Source organism: Sanyastnella coralliicola, assembly GCF_030845195.1.
Lineage (GTDB): Bacteria > Bacteroidota > Bacteroidia > Flavobacteriales_D > Sanyastnellaceae > Sanyastnella > Sanyastnella coralliicola.
Window position 1 is genome coordinate 1,115,070 of sequence record NZ_CP132543.1, and the last position, 21,651, is coordinate 1,136,720.

Annotated in this window: 17 protein-coding genes; 5 read left to right on the forward strand and 12 right to left on the reverse strand. The window is 47.2% G+C overall.

What is annotated here, in order from left to right; genetic code table 11:
- Positions 1–9: 9 nt before the first annotated feature.
- Positions 10–2,340: a penicillin-binding protein 1C gene (gene pbpC / locus RA156_RS04705; protein WP_306643250.1), complete on the reverse strand. Its 2,331-nt coding sequence runs from the start codon at positions 2,338–2,340 to the stop codon at positions 10–12.
- A 171-nt stretch (positions 2,341–2,511) separates the two neighbouring features.
- Between pbpC and RA156_RS04710 the strand changes: the two genes are divergently transcribed.
- The 4 genes from RA156_RS04710 (at position 2,512) to RA156_RS04725 (ending at position 12,387) form a co-directional block, all read left to right on the forward strand.
- Complete coding sequence (locus tag RA156_RS04710; RefSeq protein WP_306643252.1) at positions 2,512–4,182, forward strand: T9SS type A sorting domain-containing protein; 1,671 nt, start codon at positions 2,512–2,514, stop codon at positions 4,180–4,182.
- Between the two features lie 169 nt (positions 4,183–4,351).
- Positions 4,352–11,410 carry a PKD domain-containing protein gene (locus RA156_RS04715; protein WP_306643254.1) on the forward strand — a complete coding sequence of 2,353 codons (7,059 nt, stop codon included), beginning with the start codon at positions 4,352–4,354 and terminating at the stop codon, positions 11,408–11,410.
- A gap of 60 nt (positions 11,411–11,470) precedes the next feature.
- Positions 11,471–11,956, forward strand: coding sequence for a hypothetical protein (locus tag RA156_RS04720; RefSeq protein WP_306643255.1), 486 nt, complete (start codon positions 11,471–11,473; stop codon positions 11,954–11,956).
- A gap of 17 nt (positions 11,957–11,973) precedes the next feature.
- Positions 11,974–12,387 (forward strand): hypothetical protein, encoded by a 414-nt coding sequence (locus tag RA156_RS04725; protein WP_306643256.1) that lies wholly within the window; start codon positions 11,974–11,976, stop codon positions 12,385–12,387.
- Between the two features lie 9 nt (positions 12,388–12,396).
- On the opposite strand, the gene RA156_RS04730 is transcribed toward RA156_RS04725, so the two are convergent.
- The 6 genes from RA156_RS04730 to RA156_RS04755 form a co-directional block, all read right to left on the reverse strand.
- Entirely contained in the window at positions 12,397–14,514 is a 2,118-nt protein-coding gene (locus RA156_RS04730) for an endonuclease MutS2 (protein ID WP_306643257.1), read from the reverse strand.
- Positions 14,515–14,526: 12 nt separating this feature from the next.
- Positions 14,527–15,444, reverse strand: a complete 918-nt coding sequence (gene miaA, locus RA156_RS04735) for a tRNA (adenosine(37)-N6)-dimethylallyltransferase MiaA (RefSeq protein ID WP_306643258.1) — start codon at positions 15,442–15,444, stop codon at positions 14,527–14,529.
- Positions 15,444–16,031 (reverse strand): IS1096 element passenger TnpR family protein, encoded by a 588-nt coding sequence (locus RA156_RS04740; RefSeq protein WP_306643259.1) that lies wholly within the window; start codon positions 16,029–16,031, stop codon positions 15,444–15,446. Before RA156_RS04740 ends, miaA begins: the two co-directional genes overlap by 1 nt.
- Before the next feature lie 145 nt (positions 16,032–16,176).
- Positions 16,177–16,365, reverse strand: a complete 189-nt coding sequence (locus tag RA156_RS04745; RefSeq protein WP_306643260.1) for a hypothetical protein — start codon at positions 16,363–16,365, stop codon at positions 16,177–16,179.
- 81 nt (positions 16,366–16,446) lie between these two features.
- On the reverse strand, positions 16,447–17,043 hold the full coding sequence (locus tag RA156_RS04750) for a DUF3575 domain-containing protein (RefSeq protein WP_306643261.1): 597 nt from the start codon (positions 17,041–17,043) through the stop codon (positions 16,447–16,449).
- A gap of 200 nt (positions 17,044–17,243) precedes the next feature.
- On the reverse strand, positions 17,244–17,774 hold the full coding sequence (locus RA156_RS04755; protein ID WP_306643262.1) for a hypothetical protein: 531 nt from the start codon (positions 17,772–17,774) through the stop codon (positions 17,244–17,246).
- A 46-nt stretch (positions 17,775–17,820) separates the two neighbouring features.
- On the opposite strand from RA156_RS04755, the gene ytxJ reads away from it, so the two are divergent.
- Positions 17,821–18,162 (forward strand): bacillithiol system redox-active protein YtxJ, encoded by a 342-nt coding sequence (gene ytxJ / locus RA156_RS04760; RefSeq protein WP_306643263.1) that lies wholly within the window; start codon positions 17,821–17,823, stop codon positions 18,160–18,162.
- Between the two features lies 1 nt (position 18,163).
- On the opposite strand, the gene RA156_RS04765 is transcribed toward ytxJ, so the two are convergent.
- From RA156_RS04765 to RA156_RS04785, 5 genes are all read right to left on the reverse strand, one after another.
- Positions 18,164–18,454, reverse strand: coding sequence for a hypothetical protein (locus RA156_RS04765; RefSeq protein WP_306643264.1), 291 nt, complete (start codon positions 18,452–18,454; stop codon positions 18,164–18,166).
- 109 nt (positions 18,455–18,563) lie between these two features.
- Positions 18,564–19,148, reverse strand: coding sequence for a YdeI/OmpD-associated family protein (locus tag RA156_RS04770; RefSeq protein ID WP_306643265.1), 585 nt, complete (start codon positions 19,146–19,148; stop codon positions 18,564–18,566).
- Between the two features lie 33 nt (positions 19,149–19,181).
- The gene (locus tag RA156_RS04775; protein WP_306643266.1) at positions 19,182–19,757 is read right to left on the reverse strand and encodes a pentapeptide repeat-containing protein; all 576 of its coding nucleotides are present in this window, start codon (positions 19,755–19,757) and stop codon (positions 19,182–19,184) included.
- A gap of 33 nt (positions 19,758–19,790) precedes the next feature.
- A complete protein-coding gene (locus RA156_RS04780) occupies positions 19,791–20,483 on the reverse strand; it encodes a LytR/AlgR family response regulator transcription factor (protein ID WP_306643268.1) in 693 nt (230 codons plus the stop codon).
- Entirely contained in the window at positions 20,480–21,484 is a 1,005-nt protein-coding gene (locus RA156_RS04785) for a sensor histidine kinase (protein WP_306643270.1), read from the reverse strand. The genes RA156_RS04780 and RA156_RS04785 overlap by 4 nt, the downstream gene beginning before the upstream one ends.
- Positions 21,485–21,651 lie beyond the last annotated feature (167 nt).

Here is a 21,651-nt window from a genome sequence, read left to right on the forward strand (position 1 = left end):
AAGGTAGGATTATCGCACCACACCTACTTGGAAAGCGACGAGATCGCTGTTTCCCGCTTCGTCGAGAATCATCAAGACGTGATTGCCAATGCTTGGCTCCACTTCTAATTGATGGATTCCTCGTGTAGATCCGAGGTAGTTATCATCTAGGTGCCAATGGAGCAAGGTACCCGAAGGAGCGATGGATTCAAAGACCAAGGGTTGAAGGATTCCATCAAGATCACGCGCTCTAACAAGCTGATCTCCGTGCTTCGGTTGCATAATGGCCATATGATGCACTTCTGAGGCCGCGTCGCATGCTGGATGCCAATCAGGTAGGTAACTGTATTCAGGGTGGCTCTGGGCATAGTACCATGCCTCTACAGGAGGAAGCACAAACCACGTTGTATCCACAACTTCGGGAGCGCATTCAAGATGAACGCGGTAGTTCCCATCAGGTGAAAGGTGAATCTTCTGATGGTATTTGCAGACCTCCGTCCCATAAGAGGACGAAGGGATTAGGGCAGGAGAGGTGCGCAGACAGTTTCGTCCAGCAATCATCCCTGAGTGGATGCACGTTTCCACCTCTACCAGGTCATCATGAGGGGTAGGGAAGTTCCCACGCTCGGGCAAGGCGTCGAAGATGTCGAACATCAACGGTGCAGCCGCTTGTGCACCAATGACACCTGGTCTTCCTGTGCCATCAGCATTACCCACCCATACGGCCACGGTGTACTTGGCAGTAACGCCCACGGCCCATGCGTCTCGAAAACCATAACTCGTGCCCGTCTTCCAGCTAATCGAACGGCTGCCATCCATCATCTCCCATCCCAATTCCGAGACTGGACGTTTTACGTTTTTCAGTGCTTCAAGACATGCATGGGATGACCCTGGGGAGAATCTGCGCGCAAATTCTTCATTCAATGCCTTCTCAGGATCAACATAAATAGAAGCGCACTTCGCAGGTGGACGACCAGAGGTTTCGACATAGCTCAACACGTGTTCACCCATCATGCGGTAGGCATTGGCCAATTCCCATAAGGTGACTTCACCACCACCTAGTATTAATGACAGCCCATAGTGATCTGCTGATCGATTCAAATGCTCGAAACCAAGCTGATTGAGTTGCTGTTTAAAAGGCGCCACTCCATAGCGTTGAAGTTCGATTACTGCGGGTACATTTAGTGATCTTGCCAAGGCTTCGTGCGCAGGAACCATTCCGTTAAACTTTTTATCGAAGTTGTTAGGGTTGAATCCCCTGAGATTGAGCGGAGTATCTTCGATGAGTTCTTCAGGTGAAAGTAGACCTTTATCGAGCATAGCCATGTATAAAAATGGCTTCAGGGCACTGCCAGGTGAACGAGGAGCAGTGACAATATTTACGTGTCGATTTCTATCAGATTTCGAGGCATTTCCGATGTATGCGACCACCTCTCCGGTTTCTGTTTCAACAACAATTGCTGCAGCATTGTGTACCAAATTTGAGCTAAGATGAGTATGGTGTCGATCGACGATATTTTGCGTTGATGACTGTACATTTTGATCGAGCGTAGAGGGGAAACGTTGTTGACCTTTCTCTTGTTCCAGTTCATTGAGAAGATGCATTGCTTGTTGAGGCAATGGTTTAGGTGCAAGGGGTAGTTCTTCTTCTAAACTGAGTTCCAAAGTGAGGGCATCGAAGTGTCCTTCTTCGAAGAGCGTTTGAAGAAGTCGATTGCGCTTTTCTTTTAATGAATCTCGATTTTTACCAGGGTGAATTAAAGAAGGTGCGTTTGGAAGAACTGCTAACGTGGCTGATTCAGCCCAGGTTAATTGATGAGGTGAACAGCCGAAGTACCTCCAGGAGGCTGCTTCTAGTCCAACAACGTTTCCACCCATCGGTGCGTTGGCTGAATAGAGGGCGAGTACCTCCTCTTTCGAGTATGAAAACTCTAATCGCAGGGCACGGAAGATCTCAGTAAATTTTTCGAAATAGGTTCTTCCAGGATTGTCTCGACTCATGCGAATCACTTGCATCGTGATCGTACTACCGCCGCGAACCACTTTTCCCTCTGTGAGATTCTCCCACAGTGCTCTGGCCAGTGATGGAGGATATACACCGGGGTGTTTGTAGAAGTGGCGATCTTCAAATGCGACAATAGCCGCGGCAAAGCGCTCTGGGACTGAATCTCCTTTTACAAAGCGCCATTGACCGTCTTCAGCAACCCTCGCTGCGAGGAGCTTATCGTTTCGGTCGTAAAGGCTTGGCGAGTTAGGTTTATCAAACAAGGGGTTTGGCAAACATCCGATGAACCACACCACAAAGGCCAGCGTAATCACCTGGCGTGTGCGTTTGAGGTATTTGCGGAGAGGCCTTTTCACAAACTAAAAATAGAATAAGACCAGCGTCTTCGGCCTGGATTCAAGCACGAGATCTTATTTAAGCGTTATTCGTCGCATCTTGACAAGGATTGGTAGCATCGCTGGATTCGGGCAAAATCCTACAAGGGTAGACCAAGTACAAGTGCTACCTTTGGAGCAAATGTATGCCCGATGAAAAGTATCATTTCCTCAATCCTCGTATGTATGACTGTGGTGGCCTTTGGACAACAACCGCCAAGTTTCTTCCATACTTACCTCGATGAAGCTCCAACTGTTGACTTCGCTCCATTCCACTTTGATCAGCTGATGCAAGAAGCAAACCGCTATGAAGAAGAGGAAGGGCGCACTATGCAAGGCCAGCTTCGCTATGATGATTTTGATTTCTTTTCGTTGGCTGATCACACTGAACTCAACGACGGGACTTCCATCTGGCGATTGAATTTCCATAGTGATGCGGCGCAAGCGATCTGTGTTTACTTTGATCAATTCCACCTACCGGTGGGAAGTAAACTATACATCTACGATGCTGATAAGCAATACTTTGAAGGTCCAATTGGTCACGAAGAAAACAACGACCACGGTAGATTTATGACCAACGATATTTGGGGTGAAAACATCGTGGTAGAATACGTTCAAACAGCGGAAGTGATCGGAACACCTTCGTTAAACGTAATGGCCATCGGATACATCTTCAGATACGCTTACCCGCCAGCAGAATTGAACGGACAACGCGGAGGCTCGCAGCCTTGTGAAGTCGATGTGAATTGTCCTGAGATCGACGGTTGGGAAGAACAGCGTGATGCAGTTGTTCGTCTTCGTATTACAGATAGCGGACAACAATTCCTGTGTTCAGGAGCGATGGTCAACAATACAACCCTTGATTGTAAGCAATACTTATTGAGCGCTTTGCACTGTGCTGACGGTGTTTCAGATGATGATTTTGCATTCCTTCAGGTGCGATTCAACTATGAGCGTCCATCTGACGACCCATGTGGTACAGGGGGCTTTTCAAGCTCAAGAAACCGAACCGGTGTATTCCATGTGGCGGATAGCAATGACAATGGTGCTGGAGGCTTCGAAGGATCAGATTTCTTGTTGTTGGAAGTAGAAGACGATATCCCAGATGCATGGAACCCGTACTTCGCAGGTTGGGATGCTTCAGGATCTGGATCTGGTAGCGGGGTAGGCATTCACCACCCAGCTGGAGACATCAAGAAAGTATCAACTTACACGTCAAACCTTCAAAGCGTTTGGCTAGGAGCTCCAGGTAGCCACTGGCAAGTGGTTTGGACACAAACAGAAACTGACCACGGTGTGACAGAAGGTGGTTCCTCAGGATCACCAATCTTCAATAACGATGGTTTGATCGTTGGAACACTCAGCGCCGGACTTTCGGCATGCACCAATGGTGGGGCAGGAGCCGGAACTGGTCCAAACGAGCCTGATTACTACGGTAAGATGAGCTACCACTGGGATTTCAATCCGAATTCAGACGATCAGAAACTCCACCTTTTCCTCGAGCCCTTTGGTGTGGGGATTAAGGAGTGTCCTGGAACTTACCGTCCGTGTGCAAACGCATTCGTGAATGTGACAGAAGCGACTTCTGATCAGTACCTCAACATTTCTCCGAATCCTACCACAGGAGAAATCTTCGTTCGCGTAAGCGAATTGATGGTAAAGCAAATCCAAGTATTCGACATGAACGGACGTGTGGTATTCACGCAACAGGCGCAAGGTCCAGTAAACCAACTGGATCTCTCCGACCTTCCAGCTGGAAGCTACGTGCTCGTTGTAGACACCCAAGCCGGAGATTCATTCAACCAACGCGTAGTGAAGTTGTAGGAACGCGGAGCGCGGATTGCGGAATGCAGAACGCGGAATGCAGAACGCGGTCCACAGTCCATGGTCCACGGTCTACGAAAAGACGTGCAACCTTTTGACTCCTACCCTCGACTGTTAAATAGTACCTGCGCACGTGCGCGTATAAAATGGTGTAACTTTGCCCCGAGCAATGACTGACCGAGCTAACTGGCTGAAATACTCTCTATCACTGTGCCTGGTTCTATTCGCACAGATCGCCTTTACCCAATGTGAGGTAGATGCCGGCGATGATATTACTATTTGTCAAGGAGAAACAGTAACCCTAGGAGGTTCCCCTACCATCGTTGAAGGTGGAGGAGGAGTAGGTGTGCAATGGTCCAATGGCCTTGGAAACGGGGAGAACCCAACAGTCACTCCTAACTCTACGACAACATACACCGTGAACATGACCGGTGGAGGTTGTGGTGGCGAAAGCGACCAGATCACCGTTACTGTACTACCATCACCAGAAGCAGATTTCAACTTCTCTCCGAACGGAGAATGTGGTGGGACAACAGTGAATTTCACTAGCACTTCTTCAGGAAATGGGTTGAGCTATGATTGGAACTTCGGCAATCCGGGAGCGCCATCGAATTCTTCAACTCAGCAGAACCCTTCTCATGAGTTTGTGGCACCTGGTAATGGCAACACGACCTTCACGGTAACGCTCACAGTGACCGATTCCAACGGATGTGTGGATTCATTTTCACAAACAGTGGATGTGCAAGAGTCACCAGATCCGACGATTACTGACGCCGACATCTTCACGCCATTCGTAATGTGTGGTGCTCAGGGGCAGGTAACTTTCGATTTGACGATTAACAACGGATCGACAACCACAGGTACCAATACCAATTACTTCATTGATTGGGGCGATGCGAGTGCTCCTTACGATGATCCGTCATTCACCTCGCTGACGCATACCTACACATCAGAAGGTTTCTACAACTTGACGGTGACCGTAACCGGTGACAATGGTTGTGAGAATACAGCGAACTACGAAGTCTTCGCAGGGTCGAACCCTTCAATTGGATTGGCGAACCCTGGGGCAACGATCAACTTATGTGCTCCGAATACGCTGGTCTTCCCATTAACGAACTACGAGAACAACTCTCCAGGTACGGAATACACGATTACCTTCTCTGATGGTTCGCCTCCAGAGACGTTTGTGCACCCGCCACCCGCCAGCGTAGAGCATACTTTCAATATCTCGTCTTGTGATTTCACGAGTTTGGGAGGTTTCGCGAATTCCTTTTATGTGCAGATTATCGCAGAAAACCCCTGTGGATTCTCAGCGGCAACGATTGAGCCTATTCAGACTTCTAGCGCACCAACCGCTGCGATGGATGTGTTCCCTGGAACTGAAGGATGTGCAGGTTCGCCATTCACCTTCACGAACGTTTCTACCAACTCGAATTTCAACAACAACGGGAACTGTACAAACTTAATGACCGCGAACTGGTCTATTGAGCCAGCTTCAGGTTGGACGGTAACCGGAGGTAGCTTGACGGATCCGGATAGTTTCTCGGCTGTTTTTGATCCGGGAACCTACACCATCACCATGGTAGGAGCGAACCCTTGTGGAGACGACGAGGTAAGCATTGATATTTGTGTCACTACTCCTCCGGAAGCGCTGTTCGCCATAGATCCTGTTTCGGGATGTGCGCCTTTGGAGGTACCTACAACGAATCTGAGTTCTTCGCTGAACAACTGTGATAACGAATCATACCTCTGGGAAATTACACCGAATACGGGCTGGTTTGTATCAAGTGGTTCAACTACCGCCATTGACCCAGAGTTCACTTTCACTCAAGAAGGGACCTACACCATTGAACTCAATGTGACGAACCTCTGTGGAACCGACATTTATACCCAACAAGTGACGGTAGTGGAACCACCAGCGGTGGATCTTTCACCTATACCTAGTGCATGTCAGGGAACGAACGTGACACCAATAGTATCCTACGATAATGGGGGAGGGACCATTTCTTCCTACGACTGGGATTTCACTGGCGGAACTCCGGATTCCTTTAATGGGGCCAACCCTCCGAATGTCTCTTATCCCAATACGGGTAACTACACTGTGACCATCACCATTGAGAATGAGTGTGGTGTAGGGTCAGATAGCGAGTCGTTTTTGGTTGAAACCGCACCAACGGTTACACTTTCTGCAGTTGACGATGAACTTTGTAACGGGCAAGCAACAACATTAACTGCCAACGGCGCAGTTACCTATGATTGGACTCCAGCACCTGGTTTGAATGTGATCAATGGTAACCAAGCAACGGTGAACCCTTCGAGCACAACCACCTATGAGGTTACTGGGTACAGTGCCGCAGGATGTATTGGAACGGCTTCCATTACTATCGATGTCAATCCACTGCCGGTTGTTGTCCCTGATGGAACATTTGAAATCTGTGCAGGAGACTGTGTAGACTTGGCAGTGAGTGTTTCTGGGGGACAAGCTCCGTATACCACTTACAACTGGACTCCTGCAGGAACGCTTGATGATCCTTCAAGTCCAACTCCGGAAGCATGTCCACCGTTTTCTGAGACTTACACTGTGAGTGTTACTGATGCGAATGGCTGCGTCGGACAAACGAATGTGCCTGTAACGGTCAATCCATTGCCTGCTGTGAATGCAGGAACAGACGTCACCTTATGTGATCAACCAGTTGCTGAGCAATTAACCGGCTTTTCTCCTCTTGGAGGTACATGGACTGGTCCGAACGTAACAGCGGGTGGTGAATTCACCCCATCAGGCACTGGGCTAGTCACGCTGACATACACATTCACTGATGCGAATGGTTGTACCAATTCAGATGACCTTGAAGTAGACGTTATCGCTCCAACAACGGCAGATGCAGGTCCGGATTTAGAGATTTGTCAACTCTCTCCAGCAGAGCAGTTGGTACCTGTGACTCCAGGAGGAACTTGGTCAGGAACAGATGTAAGTGTTGATGGCTTGTTTACACCAAACACGGTGGGCACATTCACTTTAACTTATGAACTTGGTGGAGGTTCTTGTCTTTCAACAGATCAAATTGAAGTGGAAGTATTTGAGCTTCCTGTTGTTGATGCCGGGATGGATGACAACATCTGTGAAGGGGATAGCATTCAATTAGGAGCCGCAGTTTCAGGAGGCGAATTGCCGTATGCGACTGAAGAATGGTTGGCGTCGCCATTCATCTCTGATGTCACTGATCCGAATACCTATGCTTCACCAACGACTACCACGGTGTTCACATTCACGGTGACTGACGATAATGGTTGTGTAGATTCAGATGACGTAACGATAAACGTCCTTTCTAGTCCTGTAGTTGAAGCTGGGCCAAACATCATCTTATGTAACCAGCCAATTGGGGAGCAACTCACAGGGTTCTCACCTATCGCTGGAGCAGGAGAGACTGGAGAATGGAGTGGACCAGACATCGATGTAGATGGTTTATTCACTCCGTCGCAGCCTGGAACATTCACCGTATACTATACATTCACCAACATCGCTGGTTGTACCAACATTGATTCATGTGATGTGACAGTGATTGATCCGACCTTGGCTAACGCTGGTCCTGATTTGGGCTTGTGTTTGAATGGTGCTGATGAAGTACTCGCAAATGGCGGTACATGGACAGGTGACAACGTTACTCCAGAAGGAGTTTTCAGCCCTACAGAAACAGGAACATTCGATCTTACCTATACCATTGGTGTCGGAACATGTGAGACTTCTGATGATCTCCAAATCACGGTATTCGAACTGCCAACAGTAGACGCTGGGTTAGAAGAGTTCATTTGTGAAGAAGACAGTACTCAACTTTCCGCGCTAGCGAGCTCACCTAACGGAGCCATCACAGACTACACATGGACTGGAGTAGGCTTAAGTGATGCAGCTATTGCAGATCCATGGGCATCACCTGTATCAACGACCACATTCACTGTTGAAGTAACTGACGTCGAAGGATGTCAGGCTTCTGATGATGTCACTGTCAATGTGAACGGCCTGCCTGTAGTTGACGCAGGACCAGACCTGACACTTTGTGATCAACCTATTGCAGAGACACTCACCGGTTTCTCTCCACTACCAGATATGACTTCGACAGGAGAATGGACTGGAACAGGTATCACCAACGCCGATGGCGAATTCACGAGTCCTGGAGTAGGGAACTACACACTTTACTACACTTTCACGGACATTGCTGGATGTGTTAATCTCGATAGTATTCAAGTGGAGGTTGTTCCACCGGTGATTGCAGAGGCTGGTCCGGTGCAAGAGATGTGCTTGAACAACGGTCAATACGAACTTCTGGGATACACTCCGACTGACAATGTGACTTGGAGTGGTGATGGAGTGGTTGATGCTGCTGAAGGTATCTTCGATCCGTTGGTTTCAGGTGATGGAACGTTTACGCTTTACTTGGAATTTGGAAGCGGAACGTGTTATACGATTGACTCCACAGAGGTAACGGTATTGCCTTTGCCTCAGATTATCGCGACTGACACTTCTCTGTGTGATAATGTTGGGATTTCGCCACTTCCTGAATTCTCGCCTATCGGCGGAACTTGGGAAGGAGTAGGGGTGTTTGATCCGGTAAACGGAACCTATGATCCGGCTGTTCCTACAGACATTGACAATGATATTTTCTACTGGTATACAGATCCAAACACGGGGTGTGCTGATACAGTGAATGTAGTGGTTGGAATTCTTCCTTCACCTCTGGCAGATTTCACTGTAGCACCTTTAGGATGTACTAATGGCCCAGTAGATGTGACGAATAACTCTGATGTAGCTGCCACCTACGATTGGGATTGGGGCAACGGAGATACATCCACAGGGTTTGACCCTGAATACACCTACCCAGATGAAGGAATCTTCGATATTGAGCTTATCGTAGCTCATGACTGGGGATGTTCAGATACACTGGTAATTTCGAATGAGATCATTGATCCGCCAACAGCGGCATTGACGATTACACCGGATGAAGGGTGTGCTCCGTTGGAAGTGGCCTTCGAGAATAACGCCATTGGACAATACCTCGATTTTGAATGGGATCTCTCAGTAACGACAACAACTGATACTGTTCCTGCCAATGTGATTTACCAGCAAGGTGATGACGTTCTTGAATACGAAGTGTCGCTAACGGCAAACAATTTCTGTGGGACTGACATCGCTGTAGACACCGTCACGGTATTCCCACAGCCGGTTGCTGGGTTTGGAACTGATTACGACGAGTTCTGTACGCCTTGGGATGCACAGATCAATAACACCAGCGTAGGTAACCCTGATATCTATGAGTGGGACTTTGGTGACGGTACTGGTAGCGCTCTCGAGGAACCTGGTTCTCACGTGTTCTACACAGATTCGCTGCCAACAGATTACACCATCACATTGATCACCACGAATGAATGTGGTGTGGATACTTTCGCTTATACCATCACGGTGTTGCCGAATACAGTGACAGCGTTCTTCAATACAGATACGACGCAAGGTTGTGAGCCACTTACAGTAGAGTTTACCGACTTCTCGGAAGGGGGTACGGTGATTGCCTATGACTTTGGTGATGACAACCTCTCAAACGATCCGAACCCGGTGCACACCTTCACTGAAGCTGGAGAGTACACGATCTACCAGTATGTGAACAACGGTTGTAGTTTCGACACAACGACAGCGCAAGTGGTGGTATTTGATTCACCTGAACTCGATTTCACCACCGATGTTCCGAACGTATGTGAGAATCAACCAGTTCAATTCATCAACCTATCAGAAGACGTCAATAACGTGATCTGGGACCTAGGTGATGGAACCGAAACGGACCTCACCAACCCAACACACCTTTATCAAGATGGAGGAACCTTTGACGTGACCATCACGGCAACGTCCATGTTCAACGAATGTGAAGCGACGTTGACGCAGCCATTCACCGTATTTGCAGCTCCTGAGACCGAGTTTAGTGTAGCTGATCAGGTAGGATGTAGTCCGTTTGTCGTGAACTTCAACAACGACACGCAGAACGGTAACTTCTATCAATGGGACTTCGGTGATAATGAGACGGGCAATGGTCCGGATGTGACTCATACTTTCTTCAACGATACAGCGGAACCGGCTTTGTATACGGTGACATTGATCTCAGAAAACCTGCAGTTGTGTGCGGATACATTCCAGATGGATATCATCGTATCGCCAACCCCGATCACCGACTTTAGTTTGTCTGAGACAGAGAGTTGTACATTCCCAATTACACTTCAGACATTCAATAACACCCAGTTTGCTGATGGATATGAGTGGGACTTCGCTCCATTTGGAAACTCAGACTTGGCAGAACCGGAGATCACCTTCGATCAAATCGGAACCTGGGACGTTACACTCACAGCGAGTAATGCGTACGGTTGCGAGACTAGCGAAACGGAACCATTCATCGTGCACCCAGCTCCAACAGCTTCTTATACCGCCAATCCAACCTGGGGTTGTATTGACCTTCCGGTGAGTTTCACCAATGAGTCTGACGGAACGATCATCGATTACCAATGGACATTCGGTGACGGAGGGGTGAGTACATTGCCAAACCCTACGCACACGTACAGTGACGATGGATATTTCGATGTCCAATTGATCGTTACTACCGATCAAGGCTGTGTCGATACCATGTTTGTTGACAACCAAGTACAGGCGTACCCATTGCCGATTGCTGACTTTACTTTTAGTCCGGAAGAAACGACGATCTACTCTCCAGAAATCGACTTTGTTGACCAGTCATTTGACCCATTCTCATGGTTCTGGGATTTTGGTGACGGTTATTTATCAAGTGAGCAGAATCCGTCACACATTTACGAGCTTCCGGGAGTTTATCTCATTGAGCTCACGGTACAAAACATCTATGGTTGTGAAGACCGCGCCGTAGGCCAGGTGACTATCGACGACCAATTCAATATCTACGTTCCTAATGCCTTCACTCCTGATGGTGACAACGTGAACGACGTCTTCCGTCCAGAGATTGTTGGAGAAGGGATGGTAGATTTCTATGAGCTCCTCATCTTTGACCGATGGGGCATGGTAGTCTTCGAAACCAATGATATGGATGCTGTCTGGCTAGGAGACTTCCGTGATGGAGGTGAATACTACGTTCAAACAGACACTTACATCTGGCAGGTCAAATACCGCCTCAAAGGCGCTGAGGAAAGCGAGATTGTGACAGGGCATGTGAATTTGATTCGGTAGAGTGGGTAAGAATATCTTCCCCAATTCCTCGTTCTCTTCTCGTACCTTCACCTTACAACCATGAATAATATCCTTTCTTTGGCTATGCCACTACCCACACGACGTACCGATATTTACGGATTTATAGGCTCTGCAGGACTAGCGCTCGCCTCTATCGTTCTCGTCATTCTCGGTTTTGTGGCTAAGGAGTTTATTGCTGGAATTCTGGGATTTTTAGGAGCCTGGGCTTATGTATCAGCTGGGGTTTACTATTCCAATGTATGGGATCGTTCTAGCTTGGTGATGGTCGCTGACGAATCCACTTTGGATGCGCAGGAATTGGGGCAAAAGCAATTTCGATTGAGCAGAACCTATGGCTGGTGGATGGCCTTAATTGGGTTGTTACCATCGTTGCTATTCGGAGGAGTAGGATACATGTGCCTGAGCGATTTACAAGACTACGAAGGCATCATGCAAGTCTTTATAATGATCATCGGGACTGGGTTAATCATTTCTATGGTGGCCTTCATTATCGGGATGATTCGTGTATCGAAATACGTCAACTAGACGAACACTTTCATTCCTTGAAAAACTATGTCGGACTACTAGGCTCCTTTTTCGCCATTCTTTATGCCTTGTCGTTATTTCTTGAATTGGGGAGTATTTCAGCGTGTTTAGTTAACTGCCTTCATCTGGGTTGGGTAATCCTAGTCTATCTGCACTACAAAGCACCAGCGGTAATTCACGAATCAACTTTGCTTGATGAGGATGAATTGAATCTAGATTTAGTACGTACTTGGCATCAAACGAGTTTGGCTCGAATTTTTGTTTCGATCATCACGTTTGTATACATGATCATCGCCTTGATTGGCATTTTGTTTATCACAGAGATTGGAACGGGTGAACTAGGCTATTCTCAGTTCTTAGTTATTCCAGCCGGAGTGTTATTGACTATTGCGATGGCCCAACGAATACGTGGGATGAGGTCTGAAGAGTAGGAGGGTTGGCTACTTTACAAAGGCCAAGTTGGTCAGCTCAACAATCGTCTTGAAGTTCCCAAAGGCTACCGTTACTTTGGAACCATTGATCTCGAGAACAGTCCCTCGTTTCTTACCTCCTTTGATCAAGCGAACAGTTGAACCCACCTTAATATTCTCCTGATGCGGTTTCGGCTTTTTCGGGTTCTTCTTTTCCTCTGCCTTCCGCTTCAACTCTGCCGCACGATGCGCTTCTTCAATACGGGACTTTTCTACGGTCAGGTACTTTGTCACATCTTCTAGGAGCGCGCGATTGTCCGGCTTCTTCTTGCCTTTGATATTGGCAGTCTTAAAGCGATCAACGAATTGGTTTAGCTTACGACCACGGTTAAGAAGATCATTGTTTTTGTCGATGATCTCTTGTTGGGCAGCGAGTCGCTCTTCGTATTTACGGAGCTTGTCCTCAAAGCGCTGCTTAGCTTTCTTCGCGTCCGTTTCCGCCTTGAGCGTGCGCATGGTTAGCTTGTTATATTCAGACTTCTCGGTTTGAAGGTCAGCGATCAGCTTATCCATCTTCACCTTTCGGTCATCTAAGCGACTTTTAGCGTCTTCAATGAGCTCTTTGTCGATGCCATTGATCTCTGCCACCTCAAAGGTGAACGAGCTTCCTGGTTGGCCTATATCCAACTTAAAGATTGGATTCAAGGTTTCTTTGTCGAACAGCATCGAGCCGTTCATAGCGTTCTTCAACTGCGCCGCCTTCAACTTAATGTTGGCGTAGTGGGTGGTAATCACACCGAAGCACTTGCGTTGATACAGCGACTCAAAGAATACTTCAGCCAAGGCACCTCCCAATTCTGGATCAGATCCTGTACCAAATTCATCAAGAAGAAGGAGGGTGCGACGGTTCGTTACGTTCAAGAAGTGCTTCATGCGGTTCAAGCGGTAGCTGTAGGTGCTCAATTGGTTTTCAATGCTTTGATTGTCACCAATGTCTGTAAGAACCGAATGGAAGATGCTCATTTTGCTGTTCGGGTCAGCCGGAATCAACAGTCCACTCTGAAGCATCAGCTGAAGCAAGCCACACATTTTCAACGTGATACTCTTTCCTCCTGCATTGGGTCCAGAGATGACGAGCATCCTCGAGAATCGGTCAAGGCGCAAAGATTGAGGGTGTGTTTCAATGCCTGCTTCTTTGTTCGAGAGTAAGAGAACTGGGTGGTATGCTTTGATCAACTCAATCTCTTGTTCATCTGATACGCCCGGAAGATGGGCATCCATATCCAGCGCTAACTTAGTGCGGGCGTTGATGAAATCAAGCTCAATCAAGAGTTCATTGTATGCTTCAATCAAAGGCAGGAAACGACGAACGTTGCGCGTTAGCTCCATCAAGATCTTGCGAATCTCACGTCGCTCATCATCCAACAACATCTCGAACTCGTGGTTGAGCGGCACATTCGAAGAGGGTTCGATGTAGGTCACATTACCTGTCTTCGAAGTACCCATGGCCGCACCAGGAATCTTTCTCTTGTGCGTACTCTGAACAGCAAGTACCCGTCGGTCGCTGATAAACCCTTCTCGTGTGTCAGAAAGGAATCCTTTGTCTGTGAGGTCTTTAAGGACCTTGTTGAAGTTACGATTGATCTTTCTACGGACCGAAGTCATCTCTTGGCGAATCTTCTGGAGTCCAGAGGAGGCGTCGTCGCGAATCTTACCACGATTATCAAAGACTTGATCAATCGGTTCAATGATATCCTTGGTGTAGTAGACACTATCATATAGTGCCCACAATCGAGGGAATTCTTCTTCTTTGGTATCGAAGAAGTAGATCATGCGATTGACTAGGTCTGATGCATCTCGAATGAAAGTAAAGGCTGTCTCTTCCAAAACGCTATCGCGGATCTTCAGCATCTTGATTTCGCGATGCATCTCTGTATAGTCGATGCCTGGGAAACTATGTCCTTCCGTTCTTAGAATCTGGAACTCGCGCGTTTCTTCCAACGCTTTGATGATGCTCTTTTTGTCTTTGAGCGGGGTGAGTTCTGCCGCACGAAGTTGGGCAGTTTCATTGATGCAATGATCGTGCAGCATGATGCGGATCAGGTCAAATTCCAGATCCTTGACCACCTGTTCATCAAAGTGATCCATTAACTGCATACGTTACGCTTCTTGTCTTTTCGTGATGGCATCTTCAATCCAACTGATCATTTCTTCGCTAGCGCGGAAATCGAACCACTGAATATCCGTGTTTTTGCGGAACCAGGTCATTTGGCGTTTGGCGAAGTTTCTCGTGTGTTGTTTGATCTTTTCGACGGCCGTTTCCTTGTCTAACTCACCGTCGAAGTATTGGAATAACTCTTTATAGCCCACGGTGTTCAAGGCATTGCGATCTCTTTGTGGAAATACCGCCTTGGCCTCTGCTTCCAAACCGGCTTCCATCATTAGGTCAACTCGTTGATTGATGCGGTCGTAAATGACTTCTCTTTCGGCAGTTAGGCCGACATACAGCACATCAAAGGCGCGCTCTTTTCCCGCCGTGAGGCGGAGATCAGAATACTTCTGACCAGAAGCCTTACACACTTCCAAGGCCCGCATTAGACGCTGAGGGTTGTGGATGTCCATAGCAGCGTAGTGCTCAGGATCAAGTGCTTTGAGTTCTTCTTGAAGAGGCTCAATACCTTTTTCTTCGAACTTCTTAATCAAAGAAGCACGAATGAGCAGGTCACTTGGGAGTTCGTCAAAACCTTTGGTAATGGCTTTGATGTAAAGACCGCTTCCACCGGTTAGAATCGCTACCGATTTTTCTTTGAAGTACTGATCGAGGAACTCAATGACATCACGTTCGAAATCTCCAGCGCTGTATTCATCTTCGATGCTTAAGAAGTCTACAAAGTGATGGACAGCTTGGGCGCGCTCTTCAGGTGTTTGCTTCGCTGTGCCTATGGAAAGCTCCTTGTAGAATTGACGAGAATCGGCTGAGACAATCTCAGCATCAAAGTGTTGCGCCAATCGAATAGCCGCAGCTGTTTTACCGATCGCAGTAGGACCAGCGAGAACGATCAACAGCGGCCTTGACATTAGTAAAGGTCCTTGTCGAGATCGTCTAGACTAGTGAAGTTATCATCATCGCCTCCGTCAAGATCGTCGAGGTATGCATCGAGTTCAGGATCTCCTGTTTTCTCTGGCTTGCTATCATCTTCAAATCCGAGATCTAGTCCGCCAAACAAATCCATTTCTTTTGAGTCCTGGGCAGGAGCATCACCGTATACAAGAGATACCTTAGGATAGATGGTACTTGGGGCAGCCTTTTTAACGGCAACCAACTCGATGTAGAAGCACCACATTCTCAGGAAATCATAGACATAAATGATCTTCTCAGCAGGGGAGTTGATCATGCTTTCCAAGCTCACCGTCTTCATGGATTTAATGGCCGAAGGTTGCGCTTCTTCAGCGACGCCTCCGCCCATATCCATCAACGTGATTTCTTCGCCTCTTTCCCACTGGTCATCACTCATGTAGAACGACGCCATCTCACCTTCTTCGAAATCAAATGCACTTAGGATGGCTTCGTGAAAGCTCTCGAAAGTATCGTTGGTTTCGATCTCAATATCACGGAAGACATCGTCTTCAGTATCAATGATGACACGGAACTTGTAAATGTTCATGAATGTTCTGCTTCTAAACTTCTTTGCAAAGCTACGTATTTATGGCGTGGAACGTGGATCGTGGAATGTGGAATGTGGAATGCGGATTTCGGATCGCGGATTGCGGAATGCGGATTGCGGATCGCGGAATGTGGATTGTGGTTTTTTAGGTCTTTGGTTTTCGGAGGAGGATGAAGATGAGGGCAAGAGGGATGAAATACACCAACGCAAAGGAGAGGTATTTCAGAAGAATGAGTCCGAGGAGGATGAATGCGATGAGGCCTATCCAATTGATGATGCCTTTTTTTACACCTCCCTTGTTCCTAGCATCCCTGATGTAGAGAAACAGATACATGAAGGTGAAGCCAAAGGCTAGAATATACAGTAGAAGAAATGCAAGGAATACGTACATAGGGGTGCTTCCCTCACATGTAGGTTAGAATCGATAACCGATGGCGAGTTCGAATCGGTAAAGATTTGTGGTGCTGTCATAATCACCAGCACGCTGACGGGCTTCATTGTACACCGAAGGCGTATTGAAAGAGGCACTGGCGCGACCAAAACCTCCGAGTACCTCAACGTATAGCGGGGTATCTCCACAGGCAGTGCGGTATCCAGCAGCTAGGCCACCTCCAATCGAATATCCCTTGCGTAATTCAGCTCCCACGCTTGGGTCTTCCATAAGGTATTCTTTCAGTCGACGTGCATGTCCAAAACCGGCAATGAAGACCCCTCGATGCACGGACTCTTGGTTATCATGCCAAGGGTAAAAACGTACCTCAGGAAGTAAAGCAACACCTTGAACGCTGTATGATTCCCAGGCGGTGTTGATCATGTCTTGTTGATGGTACGCGTATCGTCCGAATTCTACATGAAGTCCATACGTGAACGAAGAGTTGTTCTCATATTCATATCCAGCTCCGAAGAGGGGTAGACCAGTCAGGAAGTAGCTGTTCTGCAGGCGCAATCCGTGTTGGGCGTGGACACAAATGACAGTCAGCAGCGCTACGCCCAAAAGCAATAGGCGACGCATAGGACAAGAAATTAGGTTGACGTAAATATACGGAATCTGAACGAGACGCTTCTCGGGTCGAGGGTCGAGGGACTCTAATCCATAATCTATAATCGATAAACTATAACGGTGTCGCACTAACGCCTATAGCCTAACGCCTAACGCCTATTGAAAAACAAAGCATTTTGCCATTTCGCCGTTAGCCCTTTAGCCGACGGAGCCTATCTGCTGCGGAATACCTGCTTCGGATTCTTGATCGCTTTTTCGATTTGCTTGATGTCGTTCTTCAAGTATCCTTTGGTGTCGAGTTTCTTGGCTTCCGCGAGGAGAAGGAGACCTTCTTTACGACGGCCTTTGGCTGAGGCGATGGCTGCTAAGTTGAGTTTTACCGCGCCGCGGTCGTGGTCTTTTTTCAATCCAATCTTGAGTGCGTTCTTGAGATCTTTCTCTGCGTCGTTCAAGTTGGTTTCCATTTTTGTGCTACCACGGAGGAAGAAGTAGTAAGCTTGTTGACGTTTCCAGAGGTGATTTGGGTTGATGCGATCAATCCATTTTTTCGCCTTGTCAAGCTTTTGTTGCTGCAAGTTGAAGAAGACGAAGATCATGCGAATGCTGCGTAGCACGGCGAGAACGGCAATGGCAGAAACGAAGATCATTCCAATACCAGAACCCCAGTGGCCGGTAGCGAAAAGTTGAACTGTATATGCGATGGCTGCGAGGGCGAATACACCCTTGATGATCCTTGTATCCATTCTTTGCGTAATTTTGGGCTGCAAAGCTAGTAAAAACAGGCATTACATGGCGTCAATCCAGTGGCAACATCTCGAAAGCGATCGCGACCTTGATCAAGCGATCCAGCGTTCTCACGAACTTCCGGTGGTTCTATTTAAACATAGCACCCGTTGTTCAGTAAGCTCATTCGCCCTGCGTGTGTTCGAACAGCAATATGGTTATGAGTCAGGACAAATTGAACCTTACTTCTTAGACTTGATCCGTCACCGAGATCTTTCAAATCGTATTGCCAAGGAATTAGCGGTGCATCATGAATCGCCACAGATGATTGTGGTGAAAGATGGAATGGCTGTTTACGATACGTCACATAGCCAGATCAATGCGGAAGTATTGAAGAATTACCTTTAGTCTAGACGTTCTGCTGAATCTTCTGAAGACGGGAGAGAAGTTCGAGGCTCTTTCGTTGCAGATCTTTCGAAATCCCATGGTAATAACGCTGTAGCTCTGGAGAATCCGGATTATAGCTGTGTGCATCAATTTTGATTACCTGGTAATTAATCTCCTCGGAAGCGTCTTTGATAATATGATTCAGTGGGTCACTGAGATGTGGATGGTGCACCATGTGATGAAAACACTGTTCCACGACATCGTTCATGATGACGTGTACTGCACGTTTCAATTCAGTTCTATTAGTAGACATAAGGAGGAGATTCTGCTAGTGAACTGAAAATAGGGGTTTTAAGCCTAAAATCCTAATGTTTAGGCCCTTTTTGGAGCATTTTATCCCATAATGGGAGCTTTGACGGGATTTAGCTTCCTTTCAGTTTTTCGCCTCGTGAAGATAGCAGCGCTAGTTCTTGAATGCGCTTTTGACGGGTTTTGTCTGTCTTGGCAAGCTTAACCCAACGGAGAACAAAGCGTTTACTTGAATCATTGATTTGCTCAAAGAAGGCTTCTGCGGTATCGTATGTTTGGAGTGCTTTGCGGAGATCATCGGGCACTACGAGATTGTCTACGTCGTCCATGAAATTCCAGAGTCCATCGGCTTTTGAGCGTTGTATGGATTGCATTCCAGATTCATGCATGCTCCCTACTTCGATAAGGCGAGCAGCACGTTCTTTATATGACTTGGCCCAGTGTTGTTTTCTACGAGGAGAAATTAGCTGCATGGTTTTGGTTTCGTCTAGCTTTCTGCGAATCCCATCAATCCAACCAAAGGCAATCAATTCGTCGAGGACTTCTTCTCTAGAAACGTATTTCTCAATCTCCTGCTTTTTGTAGGTCACGAGCCAGATGGCTTCTTCTTGCTGATGATGCTCTAGTAGCCAGTTGCGTAACGCTTCTTGTGAAGTGCATTCAACTTGAATGAAATTCTCAGTTTTAATACCCGCCATGGGTATGTAACCACCTATGGCATCAAGTGTTCGCTACCCTTGTTCGATCTTCAACCCGTATTTATCAAGGAGGGTCAATACTTCAGGGTAGGAGAATTGAGCACCCTTGATCTTGTTGTGCTCTGGATCGATATTGAAACCCGATGAACCACGAAGGTCAGTTCGTTGAAGGTTTGTTTGATCGAATATGGCGTTGGTGAGTTTGCAATGACTTAATCGCGCTCCCTCCAAGGAAGTTTCTGCAAGATCAACTCCTTCCATTTGGCAGTTCACAAAAGAGCAGCGATTCAACTTCATTTGATAGAAGGTGGCCAAGTCTAACTGGCTGTTGTTGAATTGAATGGAGAACCCGAAGTCGTTGCAATGTTCCCACTGAATACCTACTAATTTGCATGCACTGAATTCAACCTCTTGGAAAAGGCTTTTAGCCACCTTCGCATTGCTCAAATCACATTCAATGAAGGTGCATTCGATGAATTTCATCTCTGAAATGTCAGCCTCGTTGAAGCGACAATTCTGAAAGGTACATGCTTCGTACTCTCTCTTCGCTAGTAGGGTAGAGGTAAAGTCTGCTTTCTTGAATTCTTCTTCGTAGGTATAGGATGACATGGCGCGAAAGATTGAATCCGTGAAGGTATTCAATTACAGTCCGAGACGTCTAAAAACTTCTTCTCGATGTGTTTTTCCAATCGGGAAATTCTTGCCTGCTAAGGTTAAACTGTTGCCTTCAATTTTGTCAACCTTATCGAGGTTCACAATGTACGATCGATGCACTCGAATGAAGTTGGAAGGGAGCTTCGTCTCCAATTCGCTCATGGTCATCAAAGTCATCACCTTCTGGTCAGCGGTGTAGAACCGTAAGTAGTTCTTCAAGGCTTCTACATATAGGAGTTCTTCAAAGACCACTTTTTCGTAGCTGTTCTTAGAGTCACCTTTGACGAGCAAGTGCTGGGGTGCCTCTTTTGAAGGAGTGAGCGATTCCGCGCTAGCGACACGACGAACAGCTTCTTCAAAACGATCATAAGAAAATGGCTTCAGGAGGTAATCAGAAACAGCGTATCGGTAACCTTCAATGGCGTATTCAGTGTAAGCGCTGGTGATAATCACTTTGAACTGCCCCTCGGCCAAATCGAGTAATTGTAGGCCTGTGAGCTCAGGCATTTGAATATCAAGGAAGACCAAGTCAATCTCCCCGCCTTCTAGAATCCTCCGTGCTTCCCATGGATCACTGGTAGCAGCTACCATGTCAACCATGTCGCATTTCTGAGCATACAATTGAAGTAATTCAATCGCATGTGACTCATCGTCAACGGCTAAGCATCGCAGTGGCTTCATAGATCGATCTCTAGATTAACTTCAAAATAGTGTCCTTCTTCACCGGCTTCCATCGTGTAGTTTTCGCCGTAGACAAGGTCTAGGCGTTTGCGTGTATTATCCAATCCGATGCCGGTTCCTTCGTGAGGAATGCCGTGCATAATCTTGTTTCGAAGGAAGATATGAAGCTTGCTGTTTTGTTCCACGATGCGGATTATACCAGGATCGTCCTCGGACCGTAGGTCGCCATGCTTGAACATATTTTCTGCCAATGGCATGAGCAGCAAGGGTTCCACCATGATCGCTTCATTGGCTTGAACTTCCATATCTACATAACACTCATTTGGAAAGCGCTTCTGCATAATACTGTACAGGTCTTGAATGATCTGTAACTCCTCTTTGAGCGTATTCTGTCCTTCTTTCGCAGAAGTAAAGGCCTTTCTCAAGATAGATGAAAGCTCTTCCGTCATCGCCGCCGTTTCAGGATCAACAGCGTAGACTTTGCTATGTATGAAGCCCAATGTATTGAATAGGAAATGCGGATTCACTTGCCCTCTAAGAAATGCCAATTCGGCGTTAGCCTTTTCTTGACCAAGAATAGCCTCGTTGCGCTTCATCTCATTTTGACGGCCAACCAACCAAACAATCAAACTAGCGAGGATGGTAGGAATGGGACGAAACATGTTATCCAAGATATAACCCACCGTCCATGGGTAGCGGTAGTTTCCTCTTCCTGTAATGGCTTCTACGATGACTTCTTGAAGAATGACACGGCTGAGAATGAAAACACCAACACCGGCTAACAATCCCACAATCAAGTAGCCCCATTGCCTGCGCGGAACAACACGTTTCCAAACGTGTGGGTAGAAGACGTAGAAGGCGCTTGCATGTGCGAGAATGTGGGTGAAATTCAGTAGAAGACTGTGCAGATCAAGCGAATTGTTGATGATCTCTTCGATCATGTAATACAGCAGCACGGCCAGCCAAACCAACAAATGATATATGCGAGAAGGGATCTTCATGTAGCGAAAGTAGTTCGACGTTTCCCGAAGAACGGAAATTTTGGACGAAGGTGTTGTTTTTAAGGACGAACGTTTCGCTAGCGCGGAACGCTGCGCTTTTTCATGTTAGTCCTTGAATAGAAGCGATTCGTCACTAATTCCTGCAGGGCCTGATTTCATGGGCAAGA